The sequence below is a fragment of the Sporosarcina sp. SAFN-015 genome (genome assembly GCF_059415085.1).
On record NZ_JBPFDR010000018.1, the window covers coordinates 1 to 17550 of the forward strand.

A 17550-nucleotide genomic window follows, 5' to 3' on the forward strand; every position below is an offset into this window, starting at 1 on the left:
TATTTACAGCAAGTCGACTGGTAAAAAATGAAAGTAATAACTTTTTACGGTATCCGTGCAACGCTAATGGGCACCGGTTTTAGTATACTCTAACTTCCTTATTAAAGAGAGCATCATTTCCTTGTGTATCTTGTACAGGTGAATTACGGTTGTAGACAATTGAGGCTCTTACATCGTATACATAATTTGAATATAGGTTGGGCACTACACTGCTTTCATTTCGGGAGTATGTTCTGGAATCCAAGACATCCAGTAGAATATCTCCGTCTTCATATTTACCATTCCCATTTGTATCTATATAGATTATATCACTAGTTCTATAATTATAAGTTACATCATTCGCAACAGAAGCCCTGATGTTTACTGCAAATGTATCAGCTTCGTAGTTTGTTGGAATGACCGACATGATAGATCCAGTGGGCAAAGCCTGTCCATTTATCGTGATAGCAAGATCGTGTTTATCCAATGAAGGAATCGAAATTGATCTATTAAAACTCAGCTGAATCGATCCGTCATTATATCCGATTGTTGCTGAAACAAGTTCAGGTTGAACACCGCTTACAAAGTAGACATTTCCACTTCCTGGTACGGCAATCGTATTCCCCGCATTGTCGCGAATATTATTGACAGTGAACAGAGCATTTTGGGACATTGAAATACCTGAAGATGGAACATGAATTGTTACATCAACTGATGTCGCTCGGTCAGCCGTACCTGTGATTTTAGTCGTCACATACGAACCGGCTGGCAAAGCCTTTCCATCCCACGTATAGTTATTAATATCTTGCACAGTTCCCAAGTTTACGCCGCTGTCTGCGTCGCTTACTGTATAAGCTGCCACTTGCTCCCCGCTATAAGCATCTTTCGGCGAGCCGTTTGTAACTTGTCCCACAACTGGACGTGTTCCGTCATACGAAGCTGCATTTTCTACGATGAATGTTTGATTCATGATTGCGTTTGGATTCGGAATGCCCGCTTTATCCCGAACTGTATTTGCTGGCAAACGCAATTGGTATGTGCCATTCGACAAAGGCTCGATGATTGTAAGTGTATTATTGGCAATGACTGCATTTTGATAGCGGCCGCTATAAATAAGACTGAAATCTCTAGGCACACCCGTCCGTTGATCGATCAGCATAATTTTACTATTTCCACCCGCATCAATATCTTCCGTGAAACTCGCCACAATTTTGCCGTTTTTATATTCAATCGTTGTAAATGAAGGTGCTGTTGTGTCCCTTGTTAGTGTCACGTTCGTTGAATAAAGAACCGCGCTGTTACCAACAGTATCTTTCACGTCAGCATCAATGAAGAGGACCGCGTTGTACGAATCTCGATATGATGTGCCCGTCCCAGTCAGGACAACCGTCTTTCCGTCCTTCCCAGCTTCCGCCTTCAAGTTCATGACCGTGCCATTCGACTGGACGAGACGCGCTTTCCCATTGAACGAAGCGATATTCATTTCCTTATCATATGTCACTTCTACCCGATTTTCGCCAATCACTTTGACGTCTTTAACAGTCGGTGCAACTGTATCCGCTGTAATCGTAATGGATGCTTCCACTGGATTTGGAGATGCAAAATTATTTTTATAGTCCTTCACGTTTAGCAATTTAACGGTCGCTGTCGTCCCAGCTGCGACTTGTTTGCTTGCAGTTACATTCAAACGGTTCGGATTAGACGGGTCGTTTGCTACCGTCGCTACGATATCATTCACATACGCAATGACGCCTGACGCACTAACAGGCTCGTCAAACAGTATGGAGAATGAGTTTGTCGAAGTTTTCGCCGTCGCGGAACCAGAAACGAATTTCGGTGCGACATCATCTTTCGCTTTCAGAATGGCAGTATACTCCTCGAATTTCCCACCAGCCGTAGCTTGAATTGCATCTGTCGTTTTAACCGCGTATTCCCCGTCAAAGGTCCATTGTGCTGTAACCGTTAACGTTTTTCCGTCTTCAGACAAAGAACCTGTGAGCTGTCCGGGGTTCACAGTCGATCCGGATACCATCGTAAATGAGATATTTCGAACGTTATTAGAAGAATCAAGCACTGTAGATTTTGTTACAGGTGTTGCAAATTTCACTTCAACTTGCTTCGCGCTGATCGTCTTCACGTCAGTGACAAAGCGGTCATCTACTGCATAGTCGAATGTCATGGCGAGCGTTTTTTCTGCTGTCGCATCACCCTTTGTCAATGTAACAATATAGTTTCCTGCCGTTTTTCCTTGGGCCGCTTTCGCAGTAACGCCTTTTTCCGTAATTAAGGATTCAGTATATTTTTGAACAGCCGCGAGTTTAGTTTCATCGGTCGCCAAAGGACCACGTGAAACAGTGACTGCCCCTGCTTTTAATTGATTAGCTGCTGCATCTACCGCCACTTGATCTTCATCCACTTTCGGAACAACAAACGCTTCGCTTCTGAAGACGAACGAAGCCATTTGTCCACGAGTCACGAATGCATTCGGCGAAAAAGTTGTTGGAGTCGTACCAGTCGTAATTTCATGCGCATAAAGTGAACGGACAAAGTCAATATGCCACTGCTTGCTGTTTATATCGCTGAACGGCAGTTGAACGGACTCCATCTCCTCTAAACTAAAGCCAAGTACGATAATCTTCGCCATTTGGGCCCTTGTCAGACTATCATGCGGTTTGAATGTGTTGTCCTCATAACCTGAAATGATCCCCTCTTCGACAAGCGCAGCAATATAGCCATAGTAAGGGCTTGTCTTGCTAATGTCCGTGAAACCTGGATCACTGACATTTTTCGTATCCAAATCGAGCACCATTGCCAAAAGCTTTGCCGCATCTTGACGCGTAATATTCTGACCCGGCTTGAACGTTCCGTCCGAATACCCGCTCATCATGCCAGCTGCCGTATATTTCATAACTGCATCATAAAAATGATGACTTGGAATATCTCGTACATCCGAAAACGACGGTGTCTCCGCTTTTACTGACATAGGCGCAACTGCAACAACTCCTGATGCCGCAACAGTAGTCGCCAATGCCGCTGTAAACATCTTCGCTTTACTATTCTTCTTCATAATCTACGCCCCCAATTTGTATTAAATAAAGTATGTATACTGTACTTTCTCTCGCAATCTATCAAGCTAGTTAGCTATTACTAGTATAAGTTAAGTGGAAAATTCATGCAATGCAGAACTTAATTGTGTCGATGACAGTTCATGTTTCTTTTATAACGATTCATCGTTGCGTATATAAATATAAAAGAAGCCAACCAAATAATAATTTGATTGACTTCTTTTTTTGTCTATATAATGTAGTGCATAATCATAGTTGTTTACCGCACTGGCATCGTTTAAAACCATTAAATTCCCACTGGCACAATGTACATTCCTGCGGCTGGGTCGTGTTTGACTACGACATTGACGCCATATATGTCCTGGATAAGGACTGCTGTGATGATTTCCTCCGGTTTGCCTTTAGCAGCGATTTGGCCGTCTTTCATGACGATGATGACGTCGCTGTATTTGATGGCTTGGTTAATGTCATGCAACACCATGACGATGGAAATGCCGTGTTGTTTATTTAAACTACGAACAAGCTCCAGCAGTTCATACTGATAGAAAATATCCAAATATGTCGTCGGTTCGTCCAAAAACAAATATGGAGTCTGCTGGGTAAGCGCCATAGCGATCCAAACCCGTTGCATTTGTCCACCGGATAGGCTATCTATCGGCATATGCCGCTTATCGAGCAAATTCGTGCTGGCGAGCGCCCATTCAATCGCCTCTTCATCCTCTTCCGTACTTGATGCAAAAAAGCTTTTATACGGAATCCGCCCATACGCGGTCAACTTCTCGACCGTCATATCGGAAGGGGCGTTGTTTTGCTGGTGGACGACCGCTAACCGCTTCGCTAACTCCTTCGGTTTGAATTCACGCAACGATTTCCCGTCTAACAACACATCCCCATTTTGCGGCTGATGATGATTCGACAGGACACCCAACAACGTTGATTTCCCACAACCATTCGGCCCGATGATCGTAGTCACTTTGCCGATGTCGATTGAACTGTCGATCCTTTGCAAAGTATCCCTCTTCTTGTCGTATGAAAATGTGACTTCCTTAATGTCCATAAATGCGATCACTCTTTCTCAGCAAGAATATGAGGAATGGCCCGCCGATCACTGCCATGATAATGGAAGCCGGAATTTCATTCGGCGCAATCAATGTCCTTCCTAACGTGTCCGCCAATAAAATCAACAGCGCCCCCGCCAACGCGGAAAACGGGATCAATACTTTATGGTCGTTGCCGACAAGCGTTCTACCGATATGCGGGACTAATAAACCGACAAAAGCGAACATACCCGCCACTGTTGTCGCAATCGAAGCTAATAAAACCGCAATAATCGAAACGACAAATCTCGCCATATTCACATTGACGCCAAGGCTTTTCGCCGTCCGGTCCTCAAGCGATAAATAATTGCACCATCTATATACGAAAAACGACAGCAAAAGTCCAATCGTCCCATAAAGCGCGATCACTTCCACTTCGCTCCATTTTTTCATCGTCAATGTCGAAGTCGTCACTTGGCTCATCGACTGCGTAATACCGTTCCCGCTGAGTCCGATTGCCTGACCCAATCCAGTGAACAATGCATTGACCGCGATACCGATCAGAATCATCCGCAGCGGGTCCAAGCCCGACTTCCACGATAATGAATACACTAAGAAAAACGCCAGCGCACCGCCGATAAACGCGAACAGCGGCACGAAAAAGAATAACGCCGGGAACATCGCGATCACCAGTACAGACATGAAGCTCGCTCCTGCGGAAACTCCGATGATGCCAGGATCCGCCAACGGATTACGCATGACTGCCTGCAGCAAAACGCCCGCCACCGACAAAGCAGCTCCCGCAACTATTGCGATCAAAATCCGCGGCAACCGCAAGTCTTTAATGATGGCGACATCATCGTTCGTTCCCGTCAATAGCCCGTGAATCAATTCGAAAGGCGTCACCGATATACTGCCCGTCAATGCGGATTGGACGAAAACGATGACTAAAAGAAGCGCAACAACTATGAAACTGATGCTTTTCCGATTGATTACCGACATGATTTTACCTGCCTTCATTTCTCTTCATGCAGCATGTTCATTAACTCATCCAACGCTTCCGCCGCAGCCAAATTGCCTGTCGTGCCGAACAGCGTCTCCTCTAAATCATAAACACGCCCGTTTTTCACCGCATTAAAATGCTTCCACACATCATTCGTGCGGAACTCCTCATCAAACATTTTGATCACTTCTTCAGGCATGCCGTGCGCCGCACGCAATATGACGTCCGGATTCGTCTGTTGCAAAAACTCCGTATTAGAGGAAATAAATTCAACTTCTTCACCCGTAATGACATTCACGCCGCCAGCCCGCTTGACGAGATCCCCGATATACGAATGCTCCGTTCCCACCAAATAGCTGCCCGGAATCCCCATGAGAATGAGCACAGAAGGCTTCTCTTTCCCTTCAATCGCTTTTTCGATTTCAGCAGCCTTGTCCTCGAACTTTGACACAATCGCTTCTGCTTGCTCCATCCGATCGTATTTCTCACCGATTTTCAAGATTTCTTCGTGCATCGCGTCGATGCTATCGAGATTCGCATACGTCATATCGATCCCGCGTTCCTCAAACATTTCTTGTAAGTCATATTTCAACGTTGTCACCGAATAAATTTCCGTCGGCTTCAACGACAACAGCATTTCCATGTCCGGGCTCATCGGATTGCCGACTTCCTTCGCATTCGCATAGCGTTCCGGCAATTCCTTATAACTCGACGGGACGCCGACCAAATCGATGTCAAGGGCGTCCATGATTTCTGTCAGTGCGACAGTCGTTGCAACGATTCGATCACCGTCCTGCTCGCCGTTTTGTTCACTCGCCTGATCTCCGGCATTCGCAGAACAGCCGGCAAGCATGACACTTATCACCAAGCCGAAAAGGCCGATCGCTTTTTTCATTCCAGCACAACTCCCTTATTTTCGAGCACGTTTCCTTGCTAAAGCAAATACGATCGCAGCAACAATAACCGCAGTAATTGCAGCTATCAAAATGAATGAGCCTGTCGAAGATTCTTCTTTTTTATCTTTTACATCTTCAACTGCAACTCCTTCAACTGCGTCTTCTTCCTGTTCTTCAAGTTCTTCTTCATTCACACCATCAGCTTCTTCAGACAAAGCATCCTCTTCTGTATCTGCTGCATCTTCATTTTCCGAATTCACTTCAGTCGCGTCTTCCGATTTTGCTTCGGATTGCTCCGCCTTATCTTTTCCAGATTCAGTCACAGTCAATTTCTCTTCTGTTTTCGTTACGTTTTCAGTCGTTTTTGCTGTCTCGGTTTTGTTCTCCGCAGGTTTTTGAGCTGGCTTTTGTTCCTGCTTTTGAACCGGCTTCGCTTCGGTCTTCTTCGGCGTTTCCGGCTTCGTTTCCTTAGCAGGAGGCGGTGTCGCTACTGGCTTTTCCACCGGAGGAGCCGGGATGGAAGACGTATTGAAGCTGAAGCGGATATCGTATTTATTGTCATATTCAAATCCAGGAATGCCTGTCACGATAATATGGATTTTGGCATTGACCAACTTCGTCAAATCCGAAACCGTAAATCGCACGACTCGTGTATCACCTGATTCGCTCACCACTTGCACATCCGAAAAACTACCGCCGTTTTGCACTTTGAAATATTGCCACCACGAGCTGTTTTTCAATGTGACAGTCACCGTCGCCTTATCGTTCGCCAACTGCACTTTCGCAGGGCTCACCATGTAGTCAGCCGTTGTGGATTGTTCGTTGCTATTATCCTTCAACACAGTGAACGGGACAGTATATTCCCCATCCGCAAACGTTGCAGCAGCCGCTTTTTGCGGCATGATTGGAATGAAAAGCACCGTGACCAAGAAAAGTGTCATTGCTACAATCAAATGTCTTTTCATTTTAAACTCCTTCGCTCCACACACAACGCCGGCTGTCACAATAAGCGTGACGCCGGCATCCGTGCGAAAATTATTGAACTGTTTCAAGCATGTTGTAAACCATTTTTACTGCATGAGCACGAGTTGCGTTTGCTTTCGGCGCAAACACTTTCTCGCCTTTCACAACATCGCCGTCAATAATGCCAAGACCAACTGCCAATTGAACAGCGTCTTTCGCATAGTCGCTCACTTGATCTGCATCTGCGAATGTAACAGTTGTTTCTACGTTTTCTAGCGCAGAAGCATTTTTATATTCGATTGCACGGACGATCATCGTTGCCATTTGCTGACGAGTGATCGCTGCATTCGGGTTGAATTTTCCAGCATCGCCTTGAATGATTCCAGCGCGGTTGGCTGCTTCTACTTCATATACGAAGCCTTCCATTTCTTTCGTTACATCAGAGAAAGTTCCTTGGAATTCTTGCTTTTCAAGGTCCAATGCGCGAGAGATGATCAATGCGAATTGAGCTCTCGTAATTTTGTCATTTGGCGCAAATGTATCAGATGATTTTCCTTTGACTATTTGCTTTGCAGCAAGTGCTACGATATAAGGTTTTGCCCAAGACTCACTAATATCTTTGAATGAAACTGTTACTTCTTCTTCAGGTTGTTCTGGTGTTTCGGGTGTTTCAGTTGCTACTGGTTCAATGCTGTCTTGGTCGAACGCAAGGCGAACTGTGTAATTTCCAGTGTGGTTAGCTTCTGCTACGAAAACCGTCACTTTCGCGTTCATGATTGTTGCGATATCAGCAACTTCAAATGAAACAACACGGCGATTTGCTTCTTCATCCACGCTTACTACTGTCGCGTCTATGAATTCGCCATCTTGCTCAACTTGGAACTCAGTGATTTGCTCATTATTTGTCAATGCGAATGAAACAACTTGCTTGCCATCTTTTACAGATAATGCAGCTGGTGCTTCGATGAAACGCGCCATGCCTGCAGATTCTTTATCTTCTGTTGCATGTAACACTTTGAAATCGATTATGTAATCGCCGTCTTCAATTGTTGCTGGTGCTTCAGGAGTTTCTGGTGTTTCTTCTACATCAGTTCCTTCTTCTTCAGCTGGAACATCGCTTCCGTCGAACTGGAAACGGATGTCATGCGTTTGATCATATTCACCAAGACCAGGAATTCCTGTTACGATAATATGCGCTTTTGCATTCAATATTTGTTCAACATCTTTTAATTCAAACTTCACTACACGTGTTTTTTCTTCAGCGTTTTCGCTTACAACTTCAGCGTCAACAAATTTGTCGCCGTCTTGGACCTTCAATGACTGCCAATATTGGCTTTCCAATAGTGTCATGTAGACGACCGCTTTTCCGTCTTCCACTTTCACTTGTGCCGGGCTTTTCACATATTTACCTGCTACAGAAACTTCGTCCTTATCTTCTTGCAATACTTTGAAAGGAAGCTCATAAGACGCCTCCTGTTCAGCAGTCACTTCAGCTGCTGCTGGAAGTGCAGGCATAGCTGTAAAGATCAGCAACATCGCTGAGAATAAAACCATTAAATTCTTCTTCATACTTGTAATCTCCTTTTCTACTTTTTCGACCGTAGTAATCTTATAGCAGCAAAAATCCCCACTACAACAACTATCGCAGTCGCAATATAAAACCAAATTTTACTGCCTTCACTTACGGATTCAACCCATTGCTGGTCCGTTTCCTTCGAGGAATCCGCATCAACTGCAACACGCACCGTGTATGAGTGATCATAAGGAATCTCCAACTCATCAATCACTACATGCATCTTCACTGGGAATGGCTCATCCAACTCGCCGTCCACATTCAGCTCAATAACGCGCGTATCCGCCTCTTCATCCTCCGCAACGACTTTCGCGTCTATAAAACTATCGCCGCTTTTTTCCTGCAACTGTTGAACCCACTTACTATGATTCAACGTCAACTGCAAAACCTGGCCATCGCCATCCACCTTCAATAACGCCGGCTTCTCGAAATAATCATTGGCAATCGACACCGAATCCGAATCGCCCTGCAGCAGCTCATACTCCACTGCATATACGCCGTCGGACAACGACTCCGCCACCACAGGCACAGCCGATAACGCCCACAGCAGTAAAACAGTACCAAACCAAGGCGCCACCCGTCTCCTCATGCAAACTCCTCTCCCACTAGTGAGAACTGTTATCAATTATTACATTCCCATCATAGGACATGCGACCCCCATTTGAAAGCCCCCTCACCAATATTCACACATTGTTCACATAAAAAGGAATGAAATGTGACGGATTCTTGCACTGGCATTGGTATGAGGAGGATGGTTCAGTTCAATTCGCTTCTTTACTTATAATCCCTTGCGTTCGTGTCAAGACTACGCAATATCAATTAGGTGGGAGTTTTTTGTATGAATAAGGTTGGCTCGATTAGTATGCTGCATGTAATTCTTTTATCAATGACGGTCATCGGACTGAAAAACCACGTGACCATTATTCCATCGCTATTATCGCATGCAGGGCGAGATGCCTGGATTTCTGTTCTCATTGCCGCAGTCGCATTGATTCCTTGGCTTTTCCTTCTCGTCTACATTCATCGCAGCTCAAAACAGATTTCACTTACCGATTGGCTTCATACAAAAATCGGCAAAGCCCCTACCGCTATTTTCCGATATGGAACCGCACTTTTCTTCCTATTGATGGCTGTTTTTACAATGGCCGAGACTTTACAGTGGATCAAAGCAACATTCTTACCTGAGTCACCTTTAGTCCTCATGATATTGATTTACTCGATTCTATGTATCTTTCTTGCCACGACAAATTTACAAACGATTGTCATGGTCAATGTCGTTGTCTTATTTTGGGTCGTCGTCCTCGGCTTCTTTGTCGCCATAACGAATATACAAGTGAAAGACTATTCATTACTACGACCTTTCTTTGAGCATGGATTTAAACCTGTCATTACTTCTTCAGTGTATCCTGCATCAGGTTTCATTGAACTTCTATTATTTCTTTTCATCCAACAAAATGTGCAAGGTCGATTCCGCTGGTATCATTATGCAATTATGATCTTTATCTTGCACAGTTTGACACTGGGCCCACTTGTCGGTGCGATTACAGAGTTCGGGCCACAAGAAGCAACAAAGCAAAGGTATCCTGCTTATGAGGAATGGGGGCTCGTTTCCATAGGTAGATTCATTCAGCATCTTGATTTCTTATCCATTTATCAATGGTTGACAGGCGCATTCATTCGTGTGTCGTTCCTCTTGTACATCGTCACGGATTTATTGCACATGAAAGGCAATGCTATTCGTACTTGGAGAATACTCGGTCCTGCATTCTTCTTCATGAGTTTGTCGCTATTTTTACTAAATGACCATATTCTTCTTAAAATAAAAGGCGATTACCTATTGATCGTTACATTCTTCTTCATGCTATTGCTGACATTCTTCTTCACAATCATGGCATTAATTAAAAAAGGAACGGCAAAAGAAATATAAATCTTAACTAGAAGATGGTGAGCGCAATGGACATCACATCCTTAAGACAGTTATTTCAAAAGTCGGCAGATATTCATTTTCAACAGTACATGTTCAATGGCCGTTCAGTCATCTTCGTTACATGTGAAGCGATGATCGACCAACAACTATTACAAGAAGTAATTGTGCCGAATGTTAACCATTTCGTAAGCGCTTTGGAAGAAGAACCTACCGAAGCAATGATTGAGTCGAAATTGCATATTCCTGACTTGAAAGCAGGAAAAGACTTAGAAAAAATCGTTCCTCTCGTATATACCGGACATGTCCTCCTATTTTTTGAAGACTTCGGACTTATTTTCACAAGCAATATCGGCAAAAAACCGAATCGCAATCCAGAAGAAACACGATTGGAAGTGCCTGTCAAAGGGCCTCGGGACAATTTCATCGAAGACGTCTCCGTCAACATCGCCTTAATGCGGAAAAGATTGCCGACAAATTCATTATGCGTGGAAAAATTCGAATTAGGCAGTCGCTCTAAAACAACTGTCGCTCTTTTGTATTTTGAAGATATCGCGAATAAAGAGATACTGGACGGCTTAAGAAGACAGCTCCAGAAAGTCGATATCGACATTGTTATCAGCCCTACACTCCTTATGGAACTTGTGAATAAAGGCTCCAAGCTATTTCCACGGATGGATTACACGGGACGTCCAGATAACGCTGTTCAGTCGCTTGTAAGAGGAAGGTTCCTGATTTTTGTTGACGGAGCTGCATACGGTGTCGTACTGCCTGTCAATCTGTTTTTGCTTATCAAGACGGGTGAGGATAATGAAACGCCCGTCATCTATGGATCCTTACAACGTTTAATGCGCATCTTCGGATTATCGATCGGTTTGACATTGCCAGCATTCTGGCTTGCTTTGACGACCTATCATCAGAACCAACTTCCGGTGCAATTATTGGCAACTGTCGTTCAAGCAAATACGGGACTTCCCCTCCCATCATCCATCGAAATGTTGCTTATGTTACTCATGTTCGAACTATTTCGAGAAGCCGGTTTGCGTTTGCCGACTGCTTTAGGAGGAACGATTGGCGTCGTCGGCGGCTTGATCATCGGAGATGCTGCCATTCGTGCCGGCATTACAAGTCCCGCGATGATTGTTGTTATCGCCATATCAACAATTGCCACGTTTACATTGGTGAACCAATCGCTCGTGAACGCGGTGAGTGTATTGCGTATCGGCTTCATCTTGCTCACCTCGATGTTAGGCTTATTCGGCCTTCTTATGTCGGTATTCATTACGATTGTCTACTTATCCAGCATACGGACGTTCGGAGTTCCTTACATGAACATATCAACTGACTTAAACTTTAAAACAATTATGGAATCATTCTTACGACTACCTCAGAAGTTTTATACAACCCGACCTCCAATGATGAAACCGACTGATCCGACACGTATGAAGAAGGTGGATAAAGATGAATAAAAGATTGGTCGGCTTGATTGTATTATTTCTAATGCCGATAGCCCTATTCGGCTGTTGGGATAATAATGAACCCGAAAGAATGTTATATATTAATGGAATCGGCATCGACTATAAAAACGGTCAATATGAGCTGTATGCTCAAATTATAAATTTTGCCAATACAGCTAAATCCGAGCAGCCAACAAACAATGAAACGATACAAGCTGAAGTCGGTCATGCTACAGGAAAGACAATAGATGAAGCAATTTCCCAGTTGTATCTTACCGTCGATCAAAAAGTCTTTTGGGGGCATTTATCCTATCTGGTCTTTTCCGAGGGGGCTTTAAAAGAAGTGAAACTAAGTCCAGTCATCGATCTTTTTATCCGTTATAGGGAAACACGCTATCAAATTTGGGTGTACGCAACAAAAGATCCGGTGGAGGAAATTTTATTATTGAGACCCGTCATCAACAAAGCCATTACATTGTCAAAGTTAGGGGATCCGGAAAACTCCTTCGAGCAGGAATCATTTATTAAACCAACCAATATCCGCGAATTACTGATCCAAATGAACGAACCAAATCATGAAGCTAAAATTCCACTCATTACGGTTAAAGACAATTGGGTTTCAATCAAGGAGACGATAAAAGCACCCTATCTGGCCGGAGCAGGAATAGTCACACCCGATATCTTCAAAGGATTCATTGAAGGAGATAAAGCAAGAGGTATCAGATGGATGTCGAATGATACAGTGAGATCGGAAATCACCGTTCAAACGGAAAGCGGAAATCACATCTCCCTTGTCGTTGAGAATATAAAAGTGAAAATTGAACCCGTCATTGTAAACGGAACAGCTAAGTTCGACATCGACGTATACGGCGAAGGAACTATCGATATCATAACCGATTCAGCAACACCTAACGAAATAGAACAATTGGTGAAAAAGGAAATGGAAAAGCAAATTGTTACAACCTACGAGGAAGCGTTACAAAAGGACGCCGATATCTTTCGATTATCAGAGCAATTGTATCGAAAAAACATAAAAGAATGGAAACGGCTTCACGAGGAAGGGAAAGTGGAACTGACTAAGGATTCAATCCGAAACATCACCATAACTATCGGAAAACTTTCCTCCAAACGAAAATCGTTCGAACAAACAATTGACTGAATCACATTGCGGCATTGGCGTCGGTGCCTGTGCAAGCTGCATTGACAATTCAACTAAAATTATAAAAATACAAAGGGAAGCTAATCAAAGATTGATTTGATTAGCTTCCCTATTTTCGTATATACAATTGTAGTTAATAACATGAATTGTTTCCTGCACAAGCACCGGTTTAAGAAAGTTTCATAGGTACTTGTTTTCGATGTGTATTTTCATGGTATATTAGTACGCGGCGAATATATAGAAATGAGTGAAACACTTGAAATTCAATGGCAGGATTATTGCAATTGGGGTAGTTGGTTTATTTAACGTAATACGCTACTTTTATTATCATCAATATTTAGGATTACCTTTTGAAGCGAACTTCTTTGTTTTAACTGCATTCTTTTTAGCAATTGCCTGGTGGTGCGGAAAGCAGTTTGACCGGGTAAAATATTTCTCTGAAAAAGATCCGTTAACCGATACATACAATCGTAGAACAATTGAAAGTTCCTTTCAAAAAATCGCGAATGTATGTAAAAGAGAAAATAAAAAACTCGGTATTATTTTGTTGGATCTAAATAATTTTAAACAAATCAATGATACATACGGACATCAAAAAGGTGATGAATTATTGAAATATATAGCAACGCTTCTGATAAAAACCGTCAAAAAGGATGATATAGTATCACGCTGGGGTGGAGATGAATTCATAATCCTTGTACCGAAGTGCACAGAAAGATTCAACTCAGAATTTATTAGACAACTTCATCAAACTTTGAATAATACACTCTCTGATAGCTTCCCTTCCGTTGGAGCTTCTATCGGGTTCTCAATTTATCCCGATGAAGGACAAGGCTTTCAGGAGTTAATACAAAAAGCGGATGAGGCGATGTATCAAAATAAAAGTCATATATCAGCGGCCGTTGCTAAAAGTGATACAACTAATTTCTGAGCAAATCGTATTTCGTCGGTACCCGTGCATGCCAAATAAATAGGGAAGCTAATCAAAGATTGATTTGATCGGCTTCCCTATTTTTGTTTATACAATTATAGTTATTAATCAGAATTGCAACCTGCATAGGCACCGATTTTAATTATTTATATACTTCTCAAACACATCGCCGAAATCTTTTATATGGTATTTATCGCGGGCTGAAGTTAACCAAGAGAAGCCGAATTCGGTCAGTTGCTTGTATTGATCAGCCATTTGGATATCGGACGGCCTTGAATTCTCCAACACTGACGCAGCTTTGTTCAGGCTTTGCGTCGCCATTTCGAATAGAATATTGTTCTCATGAGCTTTTTCCGAAATATACACCAATGCTTTGTATAGATCATTCAATTGCGCGAGTTGCTTTTTATCGACGTCGATGCTGAATAATTGATTTCCTAGCGTAAACTTGATTTCCACATCCAAATCGATTTTGCCCGCGGTTTCCAGTAGGACATCAGTGATTTGATATTGCGAATAAGGGTAGCGTTTCAACACACGCTTCGAAGAGACGGCCTTGTCGCCATCAACGTGAATAAACGCGATGTTCGTAAAACAATACTCATCCGCTTTTGTCTTAATTAAAAAATAAATTTTCTCATCATCTTCATGTCGGATATAATCATCCGCATCTGTCTTATCATAATCCTCAGGACCAATGATTTTACCGATATCCGACAAACCTAACGCATCCGAAGCCAACTTTTTCAGCATATGAACGACCTCTCCCTATACTAGAATTCTTTCACTTGAATTATATCATTTCTTTAGTTGAATAAGTTCATTGTCATTAAATTGTGTCGGTGCCTGTGCATGGAGCAAGGGGTATGAACTGACAACGGGTAGAAGATAAGTGTAAAATAGAAAAAAACTGTTTAGAAGAGGAACTTCATATGCCCAAAACACAACAAAAAGCACCTGTCTGGAAATTATTCGCTCGCGGCTTTGCGGTTATGCTCGGCGCAGTGATCGCGGCTTACGGATTAGAATCTGTGCTCATTCCGAACCAAGTGTCGGATGGAGGCGTGACAGGTCTTAGTATCGTCGGATCACAATTATTCGGTTTTCCTTTAGGACTTCTCATCGCAATTTTAAATATCCCATTTGTTTTTTTAGGCTACAAACAAATCGGTAAAAGCTTTGCCCTTTTCTCTGTACTTGGGATAGCAACGCTTGCTATTAGCACGAGCTTGATGCATCACGTGCCTACTATCATTAAAGGGGATACACTTTTAGTCACAGTTGTCGGTGGTATCATCCTTGGTCTCGGAATGGGTATTGCGCTGCGTAACGGTGGTGCCCTGGATGGCATTGATATGTTAGCCGTCTTGCTTTCCCGGAGGATGCCATTTGGTACAAGTGACTTAATCCTATTTTTGAATGTCTTCGTTTTTGCTATCGTCTCGACTGTTTTCGGTCTTCAAGGAGCTTTCTTATCCGCAATTGCTTATTACATTGCCACGAAAGTGATTAGCATTGTCGAAGAAGGTCTAAGTGGTTCCAAGATGTATAAAATCATTACGAGCGAGCCCGAAGATATGGTGGAAACTATCCGCGACCGTCTTGGTCGTAGTTCGACGTACAGCATGGTTCAAGGTGCGTATTCCAACGAGCAGTTCAAGGAAATTACGTGTATTATCAACCGACTGGAAGATAGTAAGATGAAGGAAATTATTCTTGAAATCGATCCATCCGCATTTGTCACTGTTTACGAAGTCGCTGAAGTGCGCGGCGGGAATTTCGGCAAGCGGAACATCCACTAACAGATTTCGCAATGTCATGAGACCATCCATTCGCTCTGAATGCGATGGTCTATTATATTGTTTTAGAATACTACCATTTCATTTTACTGAATAAATCAAGCAAAACCGTACGTCCTTCCAATCCGATTTCCCAGCCTGCCAACTCTTCCATCAAACTATCCTTTGAGCGGAACCCTTTGACGAATCCATTCAGTCGGGCAGCAAACGTGGAGTTGATAAGCATGCTCGGTTCCGGATATAGCATCTGCAGTTGATCCAACGCCTTCGGATACCGCTTAAGATAATATTTCTGATGACGTTCTTCCGCTAGTATGAAATCCGTAAACGGAGCAATTTCTGTTTCGATTCTTTCACCAAGTTCTACTTCCATTTCCTCCTTCACATGTTCCGCGATCTTTAGCTGTTCATCGCCTCTGCATCGCAGCAAAGACAAATATTGGCGCCCCTTATACTGGTCTCGGTTTGGATAATGATTTCGCCAAAAATGGCGCAAAACGTCCTCATAACGGATGATAGCGGGATCGAAATCAATTTCAATCGTCTCTGTATGATTGCCCATTTGCCGATACGTCGGAGATGGAGTTGTGCCGCCTGCATAGCCGACTCGCGTGCGGATCACCCCTGGCAAACTACCGAATCGGGCTTCCGGTCCCCAAAAACACCCCATCCCGAACGTCGCCGTTTGTAAATTCGTAGACCGCTGTAGCGGATTTTCGATTGTTTGAATATCCATATCCAATCACCTTTCTGTGTAATTGTGTCGGTGCCTGTGCGCGGTGCATTTATGACTATTCACGAGAAAAGGTGAAACCTTCCTTCGTGTGTGTCGTATATGAAATGAAAGGGCGGTGGCAATAATGTTGTTCGTTATGATGACAATCCTCATTTTTTCGATTCCAGGGATATTGCTTCTTTGGACAGCAATCGATTTTAAATTAGGAAAAAAAGATAAAATTCCTTGGAAATTAATAGTGATCTTACTCATTGTATTGACGTCAGCTAGTGTTCTAATTCAAATTTATTTATTACAAGCATACAGCTTTCCAATTTTCCAAACGAATATCGAAACGATCATCGGAATTTCGATAGTTGGTTTCCTCGCTGGTATTATCCTCATTATCAATTTGTTCATTACGAAAACAATGGGGAAAAAATTACCGAAGTCTGTCCATGATCCAAAAACGGTGAATGTTTTTACCTTATGCATTGCCATTTTTCTATTCATCATATTGTTCATCGCAGCACCAACCGGCAAAAAAATTGCTTATGCCACGTCGATCCACCAAGCAATGGCGGCTACAGAGGACGTTGCCGAGGAGGAATTTTCCGTTTTGCTAGTGACTTCTGAAAGAGAATGTTTGCGCCAAACGACAAGCTGTCGGAACTCGGCATATAGCAATCAATTTTTCATTAAGAGTAACATAAATAAAACACAAGAAGTTCAAGTGAAAATCCGGGCTCTGAATAGCAGCAATCAAGAAATGAAAGTCATTGATTCCAAAATCATGACATTAGAACCGAATGAATTGCGTTTATTGGAAACAGAAGAAACGAACGAGGAAGCCAGTGTGTGGAACAAGTATTCATTCCAGACCAATCATCGAGTCTCCCATTACGAGCAAATGATACGGTATCGTGATGTGGATGAATAAAAAAGGAAGTCACTTCAATAGAGTGACTTCCTTTCAGAGTGTAGACAAAGTCGTTTTTGGACTTTGTCTACACTCTTTTTTAAGGCAAGTGGCAATGGGCAGGAATTTC

At 43.0% G+C, this 17550-nt stretch carries 15 protein-coding genes; 6 read left to right on the plus strand and 9 right to left on the minus strand.

Annotation, left to right across the window (positions count from 1 at the left end; all coding sequences use genetic code 11):
- Window positions 1-79 precede the first annotated feature (79 nt).
- The 7 genes from ACR65H_RS18255 to ACR65H_RS18285 all read right to left on the minus strand — a co-directional run bounded on the left by ACR65H_RS18255 (window position 80) and on the right by ACR65H_RS18285 (window position 9105).
- Window positions 80-3046: an S-layer homology domain-containing protein gene (locus tag ACR65H_RS18255; RefSeq protein WP_440502355.1), complete on the minus strand. Its 2967-nt coding sequence runs from the start codon at window positions 3044-3046 to the stop codon at window positions 80-82.
- A gap of 284 nt (window positions 3047-3330) precedes the next feature.
- Complete coding sequence (locus ACR65H_RS18260) at window positions 3331-4101, minus strand: ABC transporter ATP-binding protein (RefSeq protein WP_440502360.1); 771 nt, start codon at window positions 4099-4101, stop codon at window positions 3331-3333.
- Window positions 4091-5074 carry a FecCD family ABC transporter permease gene (locus tag ACR65H_RS18265; RefSeq protein ID WP_440502384.1) on the minus strand — a complete coding sequence of 328 codons (984 nt, stop codon included), beginning with the start codon at window positions 5072-5074 and terminating at the stop codon, window positions 4091-4093. Before ACR65H_RS18265 ends, ACR65H_RS18260 begins: the two co-directional genes overlap by 11 nt.
- A gap of 23 nt (window positions 5075-5097) precedes the next feature.
- Window positions 5098-5979: a heme ABC transporter substrate-binding protein IsdE gene (gene isdE / locus ACR65H_RS18270; protein ID WP_440502362.1), complete on the minus strand. Its 882-nt coding sequence runs from the start codon at window positions 5977-5979 to the stop codon at window positions 5098-5100.
- Between the two features lie 15 nt (window positions 5980-5994).
- Window positions 5995-6945 carry an NEAT domain-containing protein gene (locus ACR65H_RS18275; RefSeq protein WP_440502363.1) on the minus strand — a complete coding sequence of 317 codons (951 nt, stop codon included), beginning with the start codon at window positions 6943-6945 and terminating at the stop codon, window positions 5995-5997.
- A gap of 70 nt (window positions 6946-7015) precedes the next feature.
- Window positions 7016-8512, minus strand: coding sequence for an NEAT domain-containing protein (locus tag ACR65H_RS18280; RefSeq protein WP_440502365.1), 1497 nt, complete (start codon window positions 8510-8512; stop codon window positions 7016-7018).
- A 17-nt stretch (window positions 8513-8529) separates the two neighbouring features.
- Window positions 8530-9105 (minus strand): NEAT domain-containing protein, encoded by a 576-nt coding sequence (locus ACR65H_RS18285; RefSeq protein ID WP_440502367.1) that lies wholly within the window; start codon window positions 9103-9105, stop codon window positions 8530-8532.
- Window positions 9106-9354: 249 nt separating this feature from the next.
- Here ACR65H_RS18285 and ACR65H_RS18290 point away from each other — a divergent pair, with 249 nt between their 5' ends.
- The 4 genes from ACR65H_RS18290 (at window position 9355) to ACR65H_RS18305 (ending at window position 13987) form a co-directional block, all read left to right on the plus strand.
- The gene (locus ACR65H_RS18290) at window positions 9355-10443 is read left to right on the plus strand and encodes an endospore germination permease (RefSeq protein WP_440502369.1); all 1089 of its coding nucleotides are present in this window, start codon (window positions 9355-9357) and stop codon (window positions 10441-10443) included.
- 26 nt (window positions 10444-10469) lie between these two features.
- Window positions 10470-11909: a spore germination protein gene (locus ACR65H_RS18295; RefSeq protein ID WP_440502371.1), complete on the plus strand. Its 1440-nt coding sequence runs from the start codon at window positions 10470-10472 to the stop codon at window positions 11907-11909.
- Window positions 11902-13056: a Ger(x)C family spore germination protein gene (locus ACR65H_RS18300; protein WP_440502373.1), complete on the plus strand. Its 1155-nt coding sequence runs from the start codon at window positions 11902-11904 to the stop codon at window positions 13054-13056. Before ACR65H_RS18295 ends, ACR65H_RS18300 begins: the two co-directional genes overlap by 8 nt.
- A gap of 256 nt (window positions 13057-13312) precedes the next feature.
- Window positions 13313-13987: a GGDEF domain-containing protein gene (locus ACR65H_RS18305; protein ID WP_440502375.1), complete on the plus strand. Its 675-nt coding sequence runs from the start codon at window positions 13313-13315 to the stop codon at window positions 13985-13987.
- Window positions 13988-14125: 138 nt separating this feature from the next.
- On the opposite strand, the gene ACR65H_RS18310 is transcribed toward ACR65H_RS18305, so the two are convergent.
- Window positions 14126-14740 (minus strand): PH domain-containing protein, encoded by a 615-nt coding sequence (locus tag ACR65H_RS18310; RefSeq protein WP_440502377.1) that lies wholly within the window; start codon window positions 14738-14740, stop codon window positions 14126-14128.
- Window positions 14741-14919: 179 nt separating this feature from the next.
- Between ACR65H_RS18310 and ACR65H_RS18315 the strand changes: the two genes are divergently transcribed.
- A complete protein-coding gene (locus ACR65H_RS18315) occupies window positions 14920-15789 on the plus strand; it encodes a YitT family protein (protein ID WP_440502379.1) in 870 nt (289 codons plus the stop codon).
- 70 nt (window positions 15790-15859) lie between these two features.
- On the opposite strand, the gene msrA is transcribed toward ACR65H_RS18315, so the two are convergent.
- Window positions 15860-16522 carry a peptide-methionine (S)-S-oxide reductase MsrA gene (gene msrA / locus ACR65H_RS18320; RefSeq protein WP_440502381.1) on the minus strand — a complete coding sequence of 221 codons (663 nt, stop codon included), beginning with the start codon at window positions 16520-16522 and terminating at the stop codon, window positions 15860-15862.
- 124 nt (window positions 16523-16646) lie between these two features.
- On the opposite strand from msrA, the gene ACR65H_RS18325 reads away from it, so the two are divergent.
- A complete protein-coding gene (locus tag ACR65H_RS18325; protein ID WP_440502383.1) occupies window positions 16647-17441 on the plus strand; it encodes a hypothetical protein in 795 nt (264 codons plus the stop codon).
- Window positions 17442-17550 lie beyond the last annotated feature (109 nt).

What these genes read in the sequence shown, in the direction of transcription:
- ACR65H_RS18255 (WP_440502355.1), bottom strand. Translation starts at nt 3,046, where the DNA reads ATGAAGAAGAATAGTAAAGCGAAGATGTTTACAGCGGCATTGGCGACT.
- ACR65H_RS18260 (WP_440502360.1), bottom strand. Translation starts at nt 4,101, where the DNA reads ATGGACATTAAGGAAGTCACATTTTCATACGACAAGAAGAGGGATACT.
- isdE (WP_440502362.1), bottom strand. Translation starts at nt 5,979, where the DNA reads ATGAAAAAAGCGATCGGCCTTTTCGGCTTGGTGATAAGTGTCATGCTT.
- ACR65H_RS18275 (WP_440502363.1), bottom strand. Translation starts at nt 6,945, where the DNA reads ATGAAAAGACATTTGATTGTAGCAATGACACTTTTCTTGGTCACGGTG.
- ACR65H_RS18280 (WP_440502365.1), bottom strand. Translation starts at nt 8,512, where the DNA reads ATGAAGAAGAATTTAATGGTTTTATTCTCAGCGATGTTGCTGATCTTT.
- ACR65H_RS18285 (WP_440502367.1), bottom strand. Translation starts at nt 9,105, where the DNA reads ATGAGGAGACGGGTGGCGCCTTGGTTTGGTACTGTTTTACTGCTGTGG.
- ACR65H_RS18290 (WP_440502369.1), top strand. Translation starts at nt 9,355, where the DNA reads ATGAATAAGGTTGGCTCGATTAGTATGCTGCATGTAATTCTTTTATCA.
- ACR65H_RS18295 (WP_440502371.1), top strand. Translation starts at nt 10,470, where the DNA reads ATGGACATCACATCCTTAAGACAGTTATTTCAAAAGTCGGCAGATATT.
- ACR65H_RS18300 (WP_440502373.1), top strand. Translation starts at nt 11,902, where the DNA reads ATGAATAAAAGATTGGTCGGCTTGATTGTATTATTTCTAATGCCGATA.
- ACR65H_RS18310 (WP_440502377.1), bottom strand. Translation starts at nt 14,740, where the DNA reads ATGCTGAAAAAGTTGGCTTCGGATGCGTTAGGTTTGTCGGATATCGGT.
- ACR65H_RS18315 (WP_440502379.1), top strand. Translation starts at nt 14,920, where the DNA reads ATGCCCAAAACACAACAAAAAGCACCTGTCTGGAAATTATTCGCTCGC.
- msrA (WP_440502381.1), bottom strand. Translation starts at nt 16,522, where the DNA reads ATGGATATTCAAACAATCGAAAATCCGCTACAGCGGTCTACGAATTTA.
- ACR65H_RS18325 (WP_440502383.1), top strand. Translation starts at nt 16,647, where the DNA reads ATGTTGTTCGTTATGATGACAATCCTCATTTTTTCGATTCCAGGGATA.